17 protein-coding genes and 2 tRNA genes are annotated in these 17,214 nt (G+C 64.8%); 9 read left to right on the top strand and 10 right to left on the bottom strand.

What is annotated here, in order from left to right; translation table 11 throughout:
• The first annotated feature begins 2 nt into the window (after positions 1 to 2).
• From AB4Y79_RS04905 to pknB, 5 genes are read left to right on the top strand one after another with little or no spacing between them, the layout of a single operon-like run.
• Positions 3 to 1,691, top strand: coding sequence for a PP2C family protein-serine/threonine phosphatase (locus AB4Y79_RS04905; protein WP_441859269.1), 1,689 nt, complete (start codon positions 3 to 5; stop codon positions 1,689 to 1,691).
• Positions 1,688 to 3,085, top strand: a complete 1,398-nt coding sequence (locus AB4Y79_RS04900) for an FtsW/RodA/SpoVE family cell cycle protein (protein ID WP_441859267.1) — start codon at positions 1,688 to 1,690, stop codon at positions 3,083 to 3,085. The genes AB4Y79_RS04905 and AB4Y79_RS04900 overlap by 4 nt, the downstream gene beginning before the upstream one ends.
• Complete coding sequence (locus AB4Y79_RS04895; RefSeq protein WP_441859264.1) at positions 3,082 to 4,542, top strand: peptidoglycan D,D-transpeptidase FtsI family protein; 1,461 nt, start codon at positions 3,082 to 3,084, stop codon at positions 4,540 to 4,542. Before AB4Y79_RS04900 ends, AB4Y79_RS04895 begins: the two co-directional genes overlap by 4 nt.
• Positions 4,539 to 6,227 carry a protein kinase domain-containing protein gene (locus AB4Y79_RS04890; protein ID WP_441859261.1) on the top strand — a complete coding sequence of 563 codons (1,689 nt, stop codon included), beginning with the start codon at positions 4,539 to 4,541 and terminating at the stop codon, positions 6,225 to 6,227. Before AB4Y79_RS04895 ends, AB4Y79_RS04890 begins: the two co-directional genes overlap by 4 nt.
• Before the next feature lie 15 nt (positions 6,228 to 6,242).
• Positions 6,243 to 8,186, top strand: a complete 1,944-nt coding sequence (gene pknB / locus AB4Y79_RS04885) for a Stk1 family PASTA domain-containing Ser/Thr kinase (protein ID WP_441859259.1) — start codon at positions 6,243 to 6,245, stop codon at positions 8,184 to 8,186.
• An 18-nt stretch (positions 8,187 to 8,204) separates the two neighbouring features.
• Here the strand turns inward: pknB and AB4Y79_RS04880 are convergent, their stop codons facing one another.
• The 3 genes from AB4Y79_RS04880 to AB4Y79_RS04870 are packed head-to-tail and all read right to left on the bottom strand — an operon-like array spanning position 8,205 to position 9,810.
• Positions 8,205 to 8,846, bottom strand: coding sequence for an aminodeoxychorismate/anthranilate synthase component II (locus AB4Y79_RS04880; RefSeq protein ID WP_441859256.1), 642 nt, complete (start codon positions 8,844 to 8,846; stop codon positions 8,205 to 8,207).
• Positions 8,843 to 9,013: a hypothetical protein gene (locus tag AB4Y79_RS04875; RefSeq protein WP_308929216.1), complete on the bottom strand. Its 171-nt coding sequence runs from the start codon at positions 9,011 to 9,013 to the stop codon at positions 8,843 to 8,845. Before AB4Y79_RS04875 ends, AB4Y79_RS04880 begins: the two co-directional genes overlap by 4 nt.
• A 2-nt stretch (positions 9,014 to 9,015) precedes the next feature.
• Positions 9,016 to 9,810 (bottom strand): class E sortase, encoded by a 795-nt coding sequence (locus tag AB4Y79_RS04870; protein ID WP_441859254.1) that lies wholly within the window; start codon positions 9,808 to 9,810, stop codon positions 9,016 to 9,018.
• Positions 9,811 to 9,983: 173 nt separating this feature from the next.
• Here AB4Y79_RS04870 and AB4Y79_RS04865 point away from each other — a divergent pair, with 173 nt between their 5' ends.
• Positions 9,984 to 10,235: a cell division protein CrgA gene (locus AB4Y79_RS04865; RefSeq protein WP_441859251.1), complete on the top strand. Its 252-nt coding sequence runs from the start codon at positions 9,984 to 9,986 to the stop codon at positions 10,233 to 10,235.
• 34 nt (positions 10,236 to 10,269) lie between these two features.
• On the top strand, positions 10,270 to 10,875 hold the full coding sequence (locus tag AB4Y79_RS04860; protein ID WP_441859510.1) for a DNA-3-methyladenine glycosylase I: 606 nt from the start codon (positions 10,270 to 10,272) through the stop codon (positions 10,873 to 10,875).
• A 196-nt stretch (positions 10,876 to 11,071) separates the two neighbouring features.
• Here the strand turns inward: AB4Y79_RS04860 and AB4Y79_RS04855 are convergent, their stop codons facing one another.
• The 3 genes from AB4Y79_RS04855 to AB4Y79_RS04845 all read right to left on the bottom strand — a co-directional run bounded on the left by AB4Y79_RS04855 (position 11,072) and on the right by AB4Y79_RS04845 (position 13,509).
• The gene (locus AB4Y79_RS04855; protein ID WP_441859248.1) at positions 11,072 to 11,539 is read right to left on the bottom strand and encodes a carboxymuconolactone decarboxylase family protein; all 468 of its coding nucleotides are present in this window, start codon (positions 11,537 to 11,539) and stop codon (positions 11,072 to 11,074) included.
• Positions 11,540 to 12,078: 539 nt separating this feature from the next.
• Positions 12,079 to 12,954 (bottom strand): rhomboid family intramembrane serine protease, encoded by an 876-nt coding sequence (locus tag AB4Y79_RS04850; RefSeq protein WP_441859247.1) that lies wholly within the window; start codon positions 12,952 to 12,954, stop codon positions 12,079 to 12,081.
• 9 nt (positions 12,955 to 12,963) lie between these two features.
• A complete protein-coding gene (locus AB4Y79_RS04845; protein ID WP_308929221.1) occupies positions 12,964 to 13,509 on the bottom strand; it encodes a peptidylprolyl isomerase in 546 nt (181 codons plus the stop codon).
• Positions 13,510 to 13,664: 155 nt separating this feature from the next.
• On the opposite strand from AB4Y79_RS04845, the gene AB4Y79_RS04840 reads away from it, so the two are divergent.
• Positions 13,665 to 14,651, top strand: a complete 987-nt coding sequence (locus AB4Y79_RS04840; protein ID WP_441859245.1) for a hypothetical protein — start codon at positions 13,665 to 13,667, stop codon at positions 14,649 to 14,651.
• Positions 14,652 to 14,806: 155 nt separating this feature from the next.
• Positions 14,807 to 15,682 carry a glycosyltransferase gene (locus AB4Y79_RS04835; protein ID WP_441859242.1) on the top strand — a complete coding sequence of 292 codons (876 nt, stop codon included), beginning with the start codon at positions 14,807 to 14,809 and terminating at the stop codon, positions 15,680 to 15,682.
• Positions 15,683 to 15,713: 31 nt separating this feature from the next.
• On the opposite strand, the gene AB4Y79_RS04830 is transcribed toward AB4Y79_RS04835, so the two are convergent.
• The 4 genes from AB4Y79_RS04830 to AB4Y79_RS04815 form a co-directional block, all read right to left on the bottom strand.
• Positions 15,714 to 16,655 (bottom strand): DMT family transporter, encoded by a 942-nt coding sequence (locus AB4Y79_RS04830; protein ID WP_441859239.1) that lies wholly within the window; start codon positions 16,653 to 16,655, stop codon positions 15,714 to 15,716.
• Positions 16,656 to 16,737: 82 nt separating this feature from the next.
• Positions 16,738 to 16,813: transfer RNA gene (locus AB4Y79_RS04825), tRNA-Ala, on the bottom strand.
• A gap of 72 nt (positions 16,814 to 16,885) precedes the next feature.
• Positions 16,886 to 17,002 (bottom strand): DLW-39 family protein, encoded by a 117-nt coding sequence (locus AB4Y79_RS04820; protein ID WP_441859236.1) that lies wholly within the window; start codon positions 17,000 to 17,002, stop codon positions 16,886 to 16,888.
• Between the two features lie 71 nt (positions 17,003 to 17,073).
• Positions 17,074 to 17,147 (bottom strand) — tRNA-Ile (locus AB4Y79_RS04815).
• Positions 17,148 to 17,214 lie beyond the last annotated feature (67 nt).

Genomic DNA, 17,214 nt, shown 5'->3' with positions numbered 1-17,214 from the left:
CCGTGGCCGTCACTGAAAAGCCCGCACCCGGATCCGATCCGGCGGAGCGGCCCCTCATCATGCGCTACGCAGCGCGTTCCGACGTGGGCCGGATCCGCTCGAAGAATGACGATTCCGCCTACGTGGGCCGCCACCTGGCAGTTGTCGCCGATGGCATGGGCGGACATGCGGGAGGTGACGTTGCCTCCGCGGCCACCGTCCTGGACATGATCCACCTGGACCGGCCGGACCACGGGGACGATGCCGGCACCATCCTCGCCGACGAAATCCAGACAGCGAACTCCCTGCTCTCCGAACTGGTGCATATCAACCCGAAACTGGCGGGGATGGGCACCACCGTCACCGCCCTTTTGTTGGCGCAGGGGAAACTGCATTTCGCCCACATTGGCGATTCGCGCGCCTACCGGCTCCGCGACGGCGAATTCAAGCAGATCAGCGTGGACCACACCTTTGTCCAGAGGCTGATCGACGAGGGCCGCCTCCGGCCTGAAGAAGCAGAAACCCACCCGCACAAAAACGTCCTGATGCGCGTCCTGGGTGACGTTGACGCCAGCCCCGAGCTTGACCTGGACACCCTGGAAGCACGGCAGGGCGACCGCTGGCTGCTGTGCTCGGACGGGCTCAACTACGTTGCAGGGCATGCCGTGGAACGGACAGTCCGGGAAACCAAGGACCTGCGCGAGTGCGCCGAAACCCTTGTTGACCTGACCCTCGAGGCCGGTTCCCCGGACAACGTCACCGTGGTGGTCCTGGATATCGTTCCGGAAACGCCCGACGACGTCAGCACGGCCGCCGTCGACATCGTCATGCCGCCGCCGGGCAGCAAGCCCGCTGCCGCGGCAGGCGCCGGTACCGGCGCCAAGCCGGCAACTCCCGCTCCGGACAATACCGAGCAGGGTCCCGCTCCAACGGATGCCCGTACCGGCGACGCCGGGACGGCCCCCACGGCCCCGCGATCCGCAGACGACGCCACGGGCGCGGACTCAAGCTCCACTGAACCTGACGGCACAGACCCGCACCTGGGCGAACACCTGTCCGCCGAGGTCCTGCGCGAAGAACTCGCCTCCCGCCCGCACGACCTGGTGGGCGCGGCCGCATCCGCCGCAGAATCCGGGTCTATCCCCACGGTTGCCGGACGCACCGTGGCAAGGCGTGCAGCAACGCTGCTCACCCACAAGGCCGAACCGGCAAGCGACACAGCGGACACCCTTGTCCCGCTTCGGCCCCGCCGCTGGGTGGCGTGGTCCGTTGCGGCCGCCGTGGTGGTCGTGGTGGCGGTTGGCCTCTGGTTGGGTTACGCCTGGACGCAAACCCGTTACTACGTGGGCGAGTTCGACTCCCGGGTGGCCATATACAACGGAGTTTCCCAGCGGTTGGGCCCCATCCAACTGTCCTCCCTTGAAGCCGTGACGGATATCCGGATGGACTCCCTGCCGCCCTTCTCGCAGCAGCGCGTACGCCAGACGGTTCCGGCCAACGACCTCTACGACGCACAACGGATCGTCAAGAACCTGGAGTTGACAGGCAGCACCTCACCGGAGGAGGAATGCCCCAAGCCGTCCGCGTCCGCCACGCCGCCCGCACCCACCGACAGTGCGGCTCCCCCGCCGGCATCGGGCACCCCCGCTCCCGCACCGACGGCACCGTCACCTTCACCCACACCCACCATCACCTGCCAGGGGGCCAAATGAGCCAGGTAAGCACCGCCCCCAAGCCCCGCCGCAATGTTGAACTCCTGCTCCTGCTGCTGGCCCTGGCGGTCGGCATCGGCGCCAACATGATGGTGGGCGTGGACCAGCAGAAGGCCTTCGACTCCGATTTCTGGTTCCAGTCAAGCCTCCTGGCCGCAGCATCCCTGGCCTTTCACGGCGTCCTGCGCTTCCGTGCTAAATATGCCGATCCGGTAATACTTCCACTGGTGGTCGCCCTTAATGGCCTCGGCCTGGCCATGATCCACCGCCTGGACCCTCCCGGCGGCGACACCGGGAACAACCAGCTCCGCTGGACGCTGATCGCCATGGCTGTGGCCATCGCCGTCATCTGGTTCCTCAAGGACCACCGGGTGCTGCGCCGGTTCACTTTCATTTCCCTGGCAGCCAGCGCCGTCCTGCTGGTGCTGCCCCTGATTCCGGGCATCAGCGCAGGTGAGATCCTGGGTGCCCGCGTATGGATCCGGATTGGTCCCATGACCTTCCAGCCCGGTGAAATCGCAAAGATCACCCTCGCCATCTTCTTTGCCGGGTATCTTTCCTCCAACCGGGACTTGATCCTGCTGGCAGGCCGCAAGGTGGGGCCGCTGCAGTTCCCGCGGTTCAAGGACCTCGGTCCCATGGTCGCCGCGTGGCTGGTAAGCATCGGCGTGCTGGTTTTCCAGAGCGACCTCGGTTCCTCGGTCCTCTTCTTCGGCCTGTTCATCGTCATGATCTACGTGGCCACCAGCCGTATCAGCTGGGTGGTCATAGGCGTAGCCCTGCTCCTGGGCGGCGGCCTCATCGCCTCACAGGTGTTCTCGCACGTGGGCCTGCGAATCGACGGCTGGCTCAATGCCTTCACCGACCAGGTTTACGGGCGCCAGTACGGCGGCAGCTTCCAGATCGTGGAGGGCCTCTTCGGCATGGCGAACGGCGGCCTGGTGGGTACCGGCCTGGGGCAGGGCCGCCCTGACCTGGTTCCGTTCGCCAACAGTGACATGGTCATTGCTTCCCTGGGTGAAGAGCTGGGCCTGATCGGACTCTTCGCGGTGGTCCTGATGTACCTGCTGCTGTTCACCCGCGGGTTCCGGGCCGCCCTGGGTACCCGGGACGCCTTTGGAAAGCTGCTGGCCTGCGGGCTGTCCTTCGCTGTGGCCCTCCAGTGCTTCGTGGTGATCGGCGGCGTCACGCGGCTCATCCCGCTGACCGGACTCACCACGCCGTTCCTGGCGGCCGGTGGCTCGTCGCTGCTGGCCAACTGGATCATCGTGGGGCTGCTCCTGATGATCTCGCATACGGCCCGGGGCCCGGTGGACACCACTCCCCTTTCACCGTCGGCCGGATCGGAATCCACAGGCATTGATACTCCAACCGAGGCGGTGAAGCACGCGTGAACCAGGCAATACGGCACTCATGGGTTGCCGCCATCGCAATGTTCGCCCTGATCTTCGGGGCTATCAGCTACGTTCAGGTGGTGGGCGCCGACGAGCTCAAGGACAACCCCTGGAACAAGCGCGCCATCCTCCAGAACTACTGCAATGACCGGGGTTCGATCATTGTGGGCGGGACTCCGGTGGCGGAGTCGGTGGAGAGCAACTCGGAAACCTGTAAATTCCAGCGCACGTACCCCCAGCCCGAGCTCTACGCGGGGCTGACCGGGTACTTCTCCCAGAATTACGGCGCCACCGGGCTGGAGCAGTCCATGGGAGCTGAACTGGCCGGCAACTCCGACCAGCTCTTCCTGGACCGCGTGGGCCAGCTCTTCCTGGGAAACCAGCCCAAGGGCGCTTCGGTGGAACTGACCATCGACCCGCAGCTCCAGCAGTTGGCCTACAGCCTCATCCCGGACGGCCAGCGCGGCTCGATCGTGGTCACCAACCCCAAGACCGGCGCCATCCTTGCCATGGTCTCCAAACCGTCGTACAACCCGAACCTCGTGGCCACGCAGGATCCAACTGCGGAAAGCACCAACATCAACGAACTGGTCAAGGTGCCGGGCATCAACCTGAACCAGAACGTCAGCGGCCCCACCGGCGCGCTGCTCGCCCCCGGATCGGTCTTCAAACTCGTGGACACGGCGGCGGCGCTTGCCTCGGGGAAGTACAACAAGGACAGTGTGCTGCCCAACCCTGCCGAAATGCCGTTTGACGGCATCCAGTACAAGCTGCCCAACTACGCCGGCGGCAACTGCTACACCAAGGACACGGCCACCTTCGCGTTCGCGCTGCAGCAGTCCTGCAACACGCCGTTCGCAAGCATTGCGTTGGACCTTGGCCGCAACGCCATCGCCGACCAGGCAAAGAAGTTCGGGCTTGGCGAGGACGTCGGAGACCAGCTGAAGCTGGGCCACGCCCAGGGCAACGTATTCCCGGACAACCTGGATGCACCGGGTCTGGCCCAGTCGGCCATCGGCCAGAAGGATGTCCGTGCCACGCCCCTGCAGATCAACATGCTGACGAACGCGATCGCCAACGGCGGCGTCCAAATGGCACCCAGCCTCGTCAAGACCCTGCGTTCCCCTGACCTGCGCGTCATCGACGAACCACAGCCGCAGCAGCTGCGCACTTCCACCACCCCGGAGATCGCGAAGCAGATCACCGAGTGGATGACCAGCGTAGTTACTGACGGTATCGCCAAGACGGCTGCCGTCCCCGGCGTCCAGGTCGCGGGCAAGACCGGCACCGCCGAACTCGGAAACGGAACCAACAACTCGTGGTTCACGGGGTTTGCCCCTGCTGACAACCCGAAGGTCAGCGTCACGATCGTCATGGAAGGCGTAGACATCTACGCGGGAGCAAAGCTGACCAGTCCCAACGCGAAGAAGATTTTTGAGGCGGTGTTGAATAAGTGAGGCCTACAACCGGAATCACCCTCGGCGGCAGATTCCAGCTGACCACGCGGATCGCGATCGGCGGCATGGGGGAAGTCTGGAAAGCCAAAGACCTCGTCCTGGGACGCATCGTCGCGATCAAGGTGCTGAAGGAGGAATACACCGGTGACCCGGGCTTCCTGCAGCGCTTCCGCGCCGAGGCCCGGCACACGGCCCTGCTGAACCACGTGGGCATCGCCAACGTCTTCGACTACGGCGAGGAGGAAGGCTCCGCCTACCTGGTCATGGAATTGGTCCCGGGGCAGCCGCTGAGCAGCATCATCGAACACGAACAGGTGCTCTCACCGGACCGTACGCTCTCGATGATCGCCCAGACCGCCCGGGCCTTGGCCGTCGCCCACGCCCAGGGACTTGTCCACCGCGACATCAAGCCCGGAAACCTGCTGATCACCCCCGACGGCCGGGTGAAGGTCACCGATTTCGGCATCGCCCGCCTCGCCGACCAGGTCCCCCTCACCCAGACGGGCCAGGTCATGGGGACAGCGCAGTACCTGGCGCCGGAGCAAGCCACGGGACAGACCGCCACCGGCTCGTCCGACATCTATTCGCTGGGCGTCATCGGTTACGAGTGCCTCACCGGCCACCGGCCCTTCTCCGGTGAATCGCAGATCGCCATCGCCCTGGCCCAGGTGAATGACGCCCCGCCGCCGCTCCCGGAGTCCCTGCCCACCCCAGTCCGTGCACTCCTGATGTCCATGTTGGCCAAGGATCCCAAGAACCGCCCGGCCAACGCCATCAAGCTGGCCGAAGCCGCGGAGGCCATCCGGAACGGCGACATCAACGCAGCACGCGCCGCCGTACCGGGCATGCTGCTGTTCGATGCCGAAACCGGACCCATCACGGCCCCGGTGGACACCGCTACGGCACCCACCGGCGTGATCGGTGCGCAGGATTCCGCTCCTACCGCAACCTCCGCGTTGCCGGTCCTGGGTGCCGGCGCCGCCGGTGCCGCGGCGGGGATGGCAGCAGGCGGGCACGGCCCGCAGGGGCCGCTCGCCCGTGCCAACGCCCTGGCGGCAGAGCGGAACTGGGACCGGGAGGAGGAGACGTACGACGACGGCCCCGCCGATGAACCACGGCGCAAGGGCCGCAGCCCATGGACCTGGCCTTTGGTCGCCTTGATCCTGCTGCTCCTGTTCGCCCTGGTGGGCTTCCTGCTGAACCAGATGGGCCTCTTCTCCCCGGCCGGCAACCCGACGACCGGCGCCAGCACCAGCACCAGCAGCAGTCCGTCCGGATCGGCCACCCCCACCCGCACCACCCCGTCGGCCACGCCTACGCAGACCCGCAGCACACCGACCCCCACACCGACGCCGACCCAGGACACTGTCAATGTGATCCCCGCGGCCTACCTGGGCAAGGATTACCGGCAGGTACAGGCTTCCCTCGCAGGATTGGGCCTCCAAGTGACGGTCCTGCCGCAGGAGAGCACCGCAACCCCGGGAACTGTCCTGGAGCTGAACCCCACCGGGACAGTTCCCAAGGGTTCGCTCATTACCGTGATCTACGCGGCGGCACCGAAACCGGCCCCCACCACGCCGGCACCAACGCCTGCGCCCACCACCTCGCCCGTGGCTGGGCCGACGCCCATCTCACCGCTTCCAACCTGCGCGGCCGGCCAAACGCCCCCAACCTGCGTTCCCTGACCGCCGGGACCACCAGTGAATGAGTCATCACGCACACCGTTGCACCGGGAGGACAACCTGCCGGTGGATAACCGGCGTGTCCTGAGCGGCCGGTACGAGCTCGGCGGCCTCATTGGCCGCGGCGGCATGGCTGATGTCTACCGGGGAACCGATACCCGCCTCGGCAGGACGGTGGCCATCAAGCTGCTGCGCCCCGACATGGCCAGGGACCCCCAGTTCCAGGCACGGTTCAAGCGCGAGGCCCAGGCGGTGGCTGCCCTGAACCACCCGGCCATCGTTGCCATCTTCGATACCGGTGAACACCTGGTCCACGACGGCTCCGCCGAGGACGTGCGGGTGCCCTACATCGTGATGGAATTCGTTGAGGGCAAGACCCTGCGCGATATGATCCGCGCCAAGGAAGTGACCATCGATCACGCCATCGATTACTGCCTGGGCGTCCTCGGAGCCCTGGAATACAGCCATAAGGCCGGGATCGTGCACCGGGACATCAAACCGGCCAACGTGATGTACTGCCCCGCTACCAATTCGGTGAAGGTGATGGACTTCGGCATCGCCCGGGCCATCGCTGACTCCTCCGCCACCATGACCCAGACCCAGGCGGTGGTCGGCACCGCGCAATACCTCTCTCCGGAGCAGGCCAGGGGCGAAACCGTCGACGCCCGCAGCGACCTCTACTCCGCCGCGTGCCTGCTCTATGAAATGCTGACATCCCGGCCGCCGTTCGTCGGGGACAGCCCGGTATCCGTCGCCTACCAGCACGTTCGGGAGATTGCCGAGCCACCCAGCAGCCTGAACCCCGACGTTTCTCCGGCACTGGACACGGTCATCGCCAAGGCCCTGCAAAAGAACCGCGATGACAGGTTCCAGGATGCCGCAGCCTTCCGGCGTGCCTTGCGGGCCGCGAAGGCCGGCGTAGCCGTGCCGGCCGTGGCGGCGTCGGAGGCGCCCACGGATCCCAACGACCACGTTCCGGACTCGGAGCCGCGCACCGAGGCTTTCGCTGCATCCGGCGCAAGCTTCCTGGATGATGCTCCCACCGGACGGCTGGCTGCGGCCGGCATGTACGACGACGGCAGCGCCGGTCCGATAGAACTGGCGGACGCGCACACAGCGGCTGGGCCCCTTCCGCTTGGCCTCCCTCCGGAACGCGAGCCAAGCCGGCGGCAGAAGTCACGTCGTCGTGCGTGGATTGCCACCCTGGTGATCTTCACCCTGCTCGTCCTGGCGGGAGCCGGCCTCTGGCTTTACGAAACGGTCAACCGGCCGGCACCTGTGGCCAAGGTGCAGATTCCCTCGGTGGCGGCCATGACGGAAAGTGCCGCGCTGCAGACGCTGTACAACGCGAACCTGCGTCCCAAGATCACACGGTCGCAGAACGATACCGTGGCCAAGGGAACGGCCATCGGCACCGATCCTTCGGCAGGGGCGTCCATGGATCCGGGTGCCGAAGTGGTCCTCAATGTTTCCGATGGGCCCAGCTCGGTGAAGATTCCGGACAGCCTGCCGGGCAAGACCGAGGCTGCCGCACGGGACATCCTTCGCCAGGTGGGCCTGGTGGGTGCACCGTCAACCACCACGGCCAACAGTGCCACGGTGCCCGCCGGGATTGTCATTACGTCGAACCCGGCCCCCGGGCAGAGCGTCGGGGTGGGCACCAGCGTCGAGCTGGTGGTTTCCACAGGCAAGGTAGTGGTTCCGGAACTGCGGGGCCTTTCACGCGAAGAAGCCGAGGCCGCGCTGAAGGGGATCGGCTTGGTCCCCTTGGTGGTGGAGGTGGAGAACTCCCAGGTGGAGCCGGGCAAGGTGACGGATCAAAGCGACCCCGTCAACGCCGCCGTCGATCAGGGAAAGACCATCACCGTGGTGGTTGCGAAGGCTCCTGCCCCGGCGCCATCGCCGTCTCCGACGCCGAGCCCCACCGACACGCCCACCCCGAAGCCCACCAAGAAAGGCTGAGGCCGCCTGGCGTGCCCGCTAGTGCTGGATGAGCGGGCTGAGCTTCGCCGCACGCGCGGCGGCGCCCTTCATGCCCAAGGACTCGAGCCAGTTGCCGAGCATCTGGTACCCGCCCTCGGTGAGGACCGATTCGGGATGGAACTGGACGCCGCAGAGCGGTGCGGTCTTGTGCTGCAATCCCATGATCACGCCGGAAGCGGTCTGTGCCGTAACCTCCAGGACATCGGGGATGGATTCCCGGACCGCCGCCAGCGAGTGGTAGCGGGTGGCCGTAATGGGGGAGGGGAGGCCGGCGAACACGCTGGTGCCAATGTGCTCCACCTGGGAAGTCTTGCCGTGCATCAGCTCCGGAGCGTGGGTCACCGTGCCGCCGAACGCTTCCGCCAGTGCCTGGTGGCCCAGGCACACGCCGAACATCGGAACACTGTGTTCACCGCACCACTTGATCAGCTCGATGCAGACGCCTGCCTCGGCGGGGTTGCCGGGTCCGGGTGAGACCAGGACGCCGTCCCTGGCGCCGGCGAGTTCGATCGCCTCCGCCAGGGTGACGTCGTCGTTCCGGACCACCGTGGTCTCGGCGCCGAGCTCCTGGAGGTAGCCCACCAGGGTGTAGACGAAGCTGTCATAGTTATCCACTACGAGGATCTTGGTTGTGGTCATGGCTGGTCTGCGGAACCAATCGTCGAGTCGGTGAATTGGGTGAAGTGGGACATCCAGGGGAAAAGGAACTGGACCAGCAATACCAGGGCAATGGCGATCAGTACCAACGAGAAGACAATCCTCAGCCAGAGCGGGCCGGGGAGGTGCCGGAAGATCCAGGCGTACACAATCAGCCCTTTCCAGTGGCGGCTGCAACCTGTGCCGCGATCTCAGTGGGCGGCCCTGCGGACGCCGGACGCCAACTGTCCAGCAGGGCGTAGGCGATGATGCGTTCTTCGGCACCGAAACGGGGGTTGCAGCTGGTCATGGTCAGGTAACTTTCCGTCGGTGCCACGCCCGGCTGGGTGGGCACCGGTTCCAGGACGTCGGTGCGGGAGGGCAGGACTATCTGGTTGTTCCGGAAAACGTAGACATAGAAGCCGTCCCTGGTCTGGACGTAGATCTTGTCGCCGGGCACCAGCGTGTGGATGTTGTCCAGCACCGCGCCGTGCGTCTGTCGGTGCCCTGCCACGGCAAAATTGCCCACGGCCCCGGGCATGGCCGTGTTGCTGTAGTGGCCAAGCCCAAGGGTGTCCAGCACATCCTGGCTGGTCCCCTGCACGATCGGACGGGTGTAGGTGGCGCCGAACCGGGGGATGTACATGATGCCGATCGTGCCGGCGTGGCCGGGCGCCGTTCCCACCACGGGCTTTCCGAAGTCTTCACCGGCGGCCGGCAGCGCGGCTGGTGCCGTTGCTGCCGGGGACGGCGCGGAGGTATTCAGGTCCTGGGCGAATTCCTTGATGACCTGGCTCTGTTTGGCGTCGGATTCAACGTTGGTCCACCACAGTTGCCATGCCACAAAGAGCAGGAGGATGACGCCTGCGGTGATCAGCAGTTCGCCGATGACCTGGATGGTTCCACGCAGCAGGGAGCCACGGGGGGCGGTCGGGGCCACTGGCCCGGCCTTCTCCTGCAATACCACGCGTTCTCCTCCGGGCGTCCACCCCGGGCACCGGGTGCCCATCAACTGCGGCTAGAATTGGCTGCTAGTAAGAATCCAGATTTGACCAAGATCGCGCAGACCGCTGGCAATTTCCTTCTTGCAGGATATCAAGCCCGGACCGCCGAGCTTGCCCAGCCCGCCAAGGAGAGCCAGTGCCCGAGTCGAAACCTCGCAAGAAGACCGCCACCGACGCCCGGCCGGCTTCCACCGAGGCCTACAAGCCCAACCCCGTGTGGTTTAAACCGGTGATGTTCGGCCTGATGATCATTGGCCTCTTTTGGATCATCACGTTCTATATCAGTGAGGGACGCTTCCCCGTCCAGGCGTGGCAGTCGTGGAACATCGTGGCAGGCTTCGGCATTGCCATCGTGGGATTCCTGATGACCACCCGCTGGCGTTCCTGACGCGTTAGCAAAGCTTCTTCCGAGGAGGATCCAACTGTCTCCCGATTCCGCGGGCGTCATCATTGGCGGCGACGGCCTGGCCCGGCCCGCGTGGGCCTCCACCGACCCGTTGATGCGTGACTACTACGACCAGGAGTGGGGGCTGCCCGTCACGGACGAGCAAGGCCTCTACGAACGTATCTGCCTGGAGGGGTTCCAGGCAGGACTCTCCTGGGCCACCATCCTGCGCAAGCGTCCCGCCTTCCGTGCCGCCTTTGCCGGCTTCGATCCCGACGCCGTGGCCTTGTTCGGCGACGCGGACGTGGAACGGCTTCTGCAGGACCCCGGCATCATCAGGAACCGGTTGAAGATCCATGCCGCCATCAAGAACGCCCGGGCCACCCTGGAGCTTCGGAACGACGGCGGCCTGGTGGACTTTGTGTGGAGTTTCCGCCCGGTGAGTACTCCCCGCCCCCGCGTGGCGGCGGACATCCCTACCCAGTCGGAGGAATCGGTTGCGTTGTCCAAGGCGCTGCGGAAGCGCGGTTTCTCGTTCGTTGGCCCCACCACCATGTTCGCCCTGATGGAAGCCGTGGGAATAGTGGATACGCACCTCCTGGCGAGCCACCGGCGGGGTTCCTCCGGAATCTGGACCGACTAGCGCGCCGCAGGCCGCTCCGGGCCTGTCCCCAGCTGTTGGGAAGGTTATCAACAGTGTGGATAACCGGGCCGGTTCCTTTCCCCCGTGGCCGCCTGTGCCGCCCCGACGCCCAATATCGCGGAAATTTGCTCGGCAGATGTGGTTATTAACAGTGTGGAATACCTGTGGATAACTACCGTGCCGGACGTATCCGATGCTAGGGACGGCTGCGCCGGACAGGGTGGTGGCTGGTGATGGACACCCTGTTGAAGGCATTCATGGTCACCGCCACCCAACTCACCGCGGAAAATTCGTCTGCAGTCAGGCACTCCCGCGCAAGTGCCTCTTCCCTTTCCCGTGACCCGTGGTCGGGGAGTTCCGTAATGCTTTCCACCAATGCCAGCGCGGCCCGTTCCTTGTCCGTGAACAGGGCAGTATCGCGCCACGCCGGCAGCACCGCGAGCCGCTGTGAACTTTCCCCAGCCTCAGTGGCCTTCCGTACGTGCAGGTCCAGGCAGTAGGCACAGCCGTTGATCTGGGAGATCCGCACATTGAGGAGCTCCAGCAGGCCTGTCCCCAATCCCGCGGCTTCCGCTGCTTCCTGCACCTTCAGTCCGAGGCCGCTGATCGCCCTCCACAGGGCGGGGTGCTGCTTATCCAGGTACAGGTGCTCGGTGACGCTCACGGGAGTCCTTCTCGGTAGAACGGCTGGGCGAGAAACCATCATAGGCAGAGGCGTCGGAGGCACTGGCGGGGCCCTTTATGCACTTAACAACATCCGGATACCCACAAGTTATCCACAACTGTGGGTAACCGCGTGGAAATCGGGCCGCGGCGGCCCGTTTGACCTACTCTCAGCGCAGTTTCCGGGTACGAAACTACAGTGCTGTTACTTATTAACAGTGTGCATAAGGCTGTCAATAAGTAGTGAAGAAGCGCCAAATACGGGCTCTCCGGGCCGCTTCCGCGGGCGATTATCCACAGGAGTGCCCAGAATCGTCTGCTTATCCACTTACACACATCCCTATCCCCACAGGTTATCCACAGGTGTGGAGAATTCGGGGGTGTCCGGCCCGGTGAGGGAAATCCAAGGCCAAGGGACAGGAAACAGCATCTGAACTACATACATGTAAGTTACCAACACTGTGGATAAGCCCTGTGGAAAACGAAAATGCCCGGCACCAAAGGTGCCGGGCATTTTGTCTGCTGGTGGATCGAGCGGAGCTACAGGGTGACCCGCACCCACGCCAGGGCAAGAATCAGGACCACGACGGCGGCGAGCCCTGCGGCCTGGATCAGGCCTTGCCGGGCTCCCCGTGGGGTGTAGGCCAGGACGGCTGCACAGAGGCCGCCGGTTATCAGTCCACCCAGGTGCGCCTGCCAGGCGATCTGGGGGACCAGGAAGCCGATGACACCATTAATGGCGATCAGCACCCAGAGCTGGCGGGTATCGCCTCCGCGCTGGCGTTGGACCAGGAGCATGGCGCCGAAGAGGCCGAAGATCGCTCCGGACGCGCCCACCACCCCGTTTTGCGGGCCTGGCGTAATGAGCGGTGCCAGCAGAAGGTATCCTACCGACCCGCCGATCGCTGAAATCAGGTAAAGGGCCAAGAATCGTAGGCGCCCCAGCACAGGCTCCAGCGCCTGCCCGAATATCCAAAGCGTGTACATGTTTAGGAAAAGGTGCAGCAAATTATCTGGAGAATGCAGGAAAGCAGCTGTCAGCATCCGCCAAGGTTCGAACTGCTCAAACCTAGGAACGGCGAAAACATTCGCAAAGGCCAGGGCCCGGTAGACCCCCTCGTTGGGGATGAGGAACTGCAGGACCTGAAGGACCGCGCAAACCGCAATGATGGCGAACGTCACCATCGGCCTGCCGGTGGCCACGGCTCCGCCGTAGACCGTCCGTACTTCCGGCGTCGTCCGTCGTGTTTCGTTGACACAGTCAACGCATTGGAATCCGACGGCGGCCGCCCGCTGGCAGTCCGGGCATGCCGGGCGGCCGCAGCGCTGGCAGCGCACGTAGGAGGGCCGGTCCGGGTGCCGGGGGCAGACCGGAACCTGCGCGGACGGCTCAGCCGACGGAATTCCGTAACTCATGCTGTGGCGTTACAGCTTTTCGATGTCGATGCTGTTGATGGTGACATCCTCCACGGGGCGGTCACCCATGCCGGTGCGGACGCCTTCGATAGCGTCGACGACCTTTTTGGATTCCTCGTCCGCCACCTCACCGAAGATGGTGTGCTTGCCCTGAAGCCAGTCTGTGGGAATGGTGGTGATGAAGAACTGTGAACCGTTGGTGCCCTTGCCCATCTGGATGCCGGCATTGGCCATGGCGAGCTTGTAGGGCTGGTTGAAGTTCAGTTCCGGGTGGATTTCGTCATCAAAGCGGTAGCCGGGCCCACCGGTTCCGCGGCCCAGCGGATCGCCGGCCTGGACCATGAAGTCCTTGATGATGCGGTGGAAGATGGTTCCGTTGTACAGCGGAGTGCCGGTCTTGTCCTCGCCGGATTCCGGGTGGGTCCACGCCTGCTCGCCGGTGGCAAGTCCAACGAAGTTCTTGACCGTCTTGGGCGCGTGGTTGCCGAAGAGGTTAACTACGATGTCGCCGAGGCTGGTGTGGATGGTTGCTTTTGCAGTTGCGATGGCAGTCATAAGCCTCATTCTTCCATGTCCCGTATGGGCGGCAACGGCTGCGGCGGCAGTTCCGCGCTGGGTGAAATCGGCCTAAAATCCGCAGAGTGAATAGCCCGGGGTGGTCCGGGCACGTAGGCTAGCGACAGAACCGTCACATTAATCGGGAGGTAGTTGTGAAGAAATCGGATCGTATTGCCCGTGACCTTGAGCAGTCGGTCACCAGTGCGGTGGAAAATGCCAAGGACTGGGCGGCCCCCCGCGTGGAAGCAGCGGTGGACTGGGCTGTTCCCCGGCTCCAGCACAGCCTGGATACCGCATCTCCCAAAATCCAGGAAGGCCTGAAGACAGCAGCGCACAACCTGGCCGACGGTGTTGCCACAGTGACCCCCCGGATCCAGGACGGGCTGGCCCAGTTGGCCCCCAAGATCAACGACGTCGTGGAAAATGCATCGCCCAAGCTGCATGATGCCCTGGACAAGGCCACTCCGGTGGTCCTGAATGCCCGTGACCGGGTAGTGGTGGACTACCTGCCCAAGCTCTCTGACCAGATCGGTGTTGCGTCGGAGGCCGTGCACCGCACCCTTGAGGGCGCACCCGCCCGCGTCGACGCCGTCGCCCAGAAGCTCGGCGACGCGGGAATCGTGCACGCCATCCAGGAACAGGCACAGGCTACCGGCACTCAGCTGAAGGCGGCCGCAACCGAGGCCGGTCGCACCGTGGGCATCCAACTGTCACAGCCCGAGCCCAAGAAGAAGCGCGGCTGGCTGGTCTTTGGTGTGATTGCCGCTGCAGTGGCTGCGGGCGTGGCCGCATGGAAGGCTTCCAAGCCCGTGGAGGACCCTTGGAAGACTCCGTCGCCCGTCACCCCCACTCCTGCTCCGGTCCCGGCCACCACTGTCGGCGAGGTCAAGGAACACACGGCAGACGCGGCCGGTAAGGCTGCAGATGCCGCGGGTTCCGCAACGGCCGCCGTCGCGGACAAGGCAGCGGATGCCGCCGACACGGCCAAGGACGACGCTTCAGACGCCGCTGACAAGGCCAAGCACGTGGCCGACGACGCCGCGGATGATGCATCCACCGCGGCAGTCGACGCTAAGACGGCCACCAAGAACATTGCGTCGAACATCGGCAACGATGCCAAGGGCAATACCCAGGCCTAGCCTTCGCCACATGCAAGGGGCTCCGTTTTCGAACGGGGCCCCTTGTGCGTGCCCGCGCAGGCCCTCCGGCCCGGCCCCGGGACTTCCGCTGTACGGCATCCGGTGTCCTCTGTCCGGCCGCGGCAGGACACTGCATCGATGCTAGATTTGAACTGATGTCAGCCGATCGATCCTCTGGGGATGCCTTGAACGACGCAGCCGAACAGCTCCGCGTGTCCATTGTTATCCCGGCGTACAACGAGGAAAGCGTCATCAGGCAGTGCCTCATAGCTGCCATCTACCAGTCGGTCCCGGCCCACGAGATCATCGTAGTGGACAACCTCTCGAGCGACCGCACGGCCGCGATCGTCAGCCAGATGCAGCTTGAATACCCGGAGAGCCCCATCATCCTGCTCAGCCAGGACCGGGAACAGGGCCTGATCCCCACCAGGAACTTCGGTCTCGATCACGCCACGGGAGATGTCCTTGGGCGGATTGACGCGGATTCCATCGTCGAACCCGACTGGGTGGAGCAAGTGCAGAGGGCATTTGCGGACCCCGTCGTCCAGGCCGCCACCGGGCCTGTGGTGTATTACGACATGCCCATGCGCCGTTTCGGGCTCAAGGCGGACGACAAGATGCGCCAGCTCATGCTCAAGCTGGCCAAACACCAGTACCACTTCCTTTTCGGCTCCAACATGGCCCTGCGCGCCAGTGCCTGGGAGACCATCCGGTCCGAGACCTGCCGGGACGAAAAGGACGAGATGCACGAGGACATCGATTTGTCCCTGCACCTCGCCGACCACGAGCTGCCGGTCCGCTACTGGCCGCAGATGGTGTCCGGCATGTCCGCCCGCCGGCTCGAGGACTCTCCGCGGGACTACCGCTACTACGTCACCCGCTTCGACCGGACCTACAAGGCCCACAATGTGCGGAAGATGGCGCTGAAGGCCCCCATGGTGGTCTTCTTTTCGGTATATTTCCCGGCCAAGCTCCTGCGGGCCATCCACACCGTCAACACGGCCCAGCCGGTCCGCCGCGGCGGACAATAGGCCTTGCCGGCCGAAAGCCGGTGCCTTCCCGTCAGTCCGTACCCAGTTCGGCCAGCGGACGGCCCTGCGGCGGTTCCTCCCCGGGCGGCAGCGGCCGCTCCCCGGCCCTCCCGGACCGTTGTCCCAGGACGACGACGGCGAGCCCCGCCAGGATGAGGCCCAGCCCGGCGTAGGTGCCCGCCGGAAGGGTCTCATGCAGGAAGACGGCGGCCAGCAACGCAGCCCCCGGGATCTCCAGCAGGATGATCATCGAGACGACGAGCGGACTCATGGTGGCCAGCAGGTGGTTGAACGCCGTATGGCCCACTAATTGCGCGCAGAGGGTGATGGCCGCTATGCCAAGCCATCCTGCCGGCTCAAACCCGGCCAGCGGCTGGCCGGCTGCCAGTGCCAGTACCGCCACAAGGACCGCGCATATGCCGTAACAGAGCGTGGTGTACGTCCCCGTAGTCATGCTCTGCCGCGCCTTGCCCCCTGCCAGTGTGTAGAGCCCCGCCAGGGCACCTCCGGCCATAGCCAGGAGGTCTCCGGTGAGTGCCTGGGGTGAGGTTCCCATGTCAAAGCCGGTAATCGCCACAACGCCGCCAAAGGCAATGCCCAGGCCGGCCAGCACCTGCCAGCGGTGCCGGGTTCCGCGGATGAGCTGGAAGATGGCAATCCAGCCGGACTGCAGGCACACCAGGGCAGTGGCGGCCGCAACAGAAGTCAGCTGCAGCGAGGTAATGAAGCAGGCAAAGTGCAGTGCCAGGGCGACGGCGGCCAGCAGGGACCAACGGAACTCACGGCCGGTTATGCTGCCGAACTGGCGGGGTTCCCGGACCAGCGTTGGCCCGGCCATGACCACGGAACCAATGGCATTGCGCCAAAAAGCGATCGCGAGGGCGCTGACGCTGGTGGCGCCCAGGGTGGCGGCAATGAGGGGACCCGATGAGGCGACTCCGAGGACTCCCAGGGCCGCGAAGAAAAAGTTCATTTGAATACCCCCTGAGGCCATCCCCGCGGGGAAGGAGAACAAAAAATCCCGGCCGGCGTTTCCGCTGACCGGGACTTTCTTATGGTGGAGGCACGGGGACTCGAACCCCGAACCCCCTGCTTGCAAAGCAGGTGCGCTACCAATTGCGCCATGCCCCCATAAGAAGCAACCCGTCAATCATACCCTAGGAACCGGGGAGGCCTTGACGGCTTCCGGACCTGGTGTCCAAGCTAGTCCACCGTGTCGGTTGACTTGCTCCAGACTGTTTTCCGGGCTTCGGATTCCTGTGCTTTCCGAAAGACCAGGAAGCCTGCGATCGCCGCTGCGATTACCAGCAACTTCTTCACATGCTCCCCGTTCCGGTCGGGTGCCGGATGAATCCGGACCAAACCTCCGTTTGAAACCTGCACAGGTTCCGTGGGCGTACCAGGACTTGAACCTGGGACCTCTTCGTTATCAGCGAAGCGCTCTAACCGCCTGAGCTATACGCCCCGATGCCTCATCGGGCCGAGATATGACTTTACAGCACACCCCGGCCCGATCTCAAATCGGGCATTTT

Source organism: Pseudarthrobacter sp. YAF2 (assembly GCF_052113345.1).
Classification (GTDB): domain Bacteria; phylum Actinomycetota; class Actinomycetes; order Actinomycetales; family Micrococcaceae; genus Arthrobacter.
This window is presented reverse-complemented; position numbering and strand designations above follow the sequence as displayed.

Coding starts and splice junctions, on each gene's coding strand:
- AB4Y79_RS04900 (WP_441859267.1), top strand. CDS start 1,688: ATGAGCCAGGTAAGCACCGCCCCCAAGCCCCGCCGCAATGTTGAACTC.
- AB4Y79_RS04880 (WP_441859256.1), bottom strand. CDS start 8,846: ATGACCACAACCAAGATCCTCGTAGTGGATAACTATGACAGCTTCGTC.
- AB4Y79_RS04850 (WP_441859247.1), bottom strand. CDS start 12,954: ATGAGTTACGGAATTCCGTCGGCTGAGCCGTCCGCGCAGGTTCCGGTC.
- AB4Y79_RS04845 (WP_308929221.1), bottom strand. CDS start 13,509: ATGACTGCCATCGCAACTGCAAAAGCAACCATCCACACCAGCCTCGGC.
- AB4Y79_RS04835 (WP_441859242.1), top strand. CDS start 14,807: ATGTCAGCCGATCGATCCTCTGGGGATGCCTTGAACGACGCAGCCGAA.
- AB4Y79_RS04830 (WP_441859239.1), bottom strand. CDS start 16,655: ATGAACTTTTTCTTCGCGGCCCTGGGAGTCCTCGGAGTCGCCTCATCG.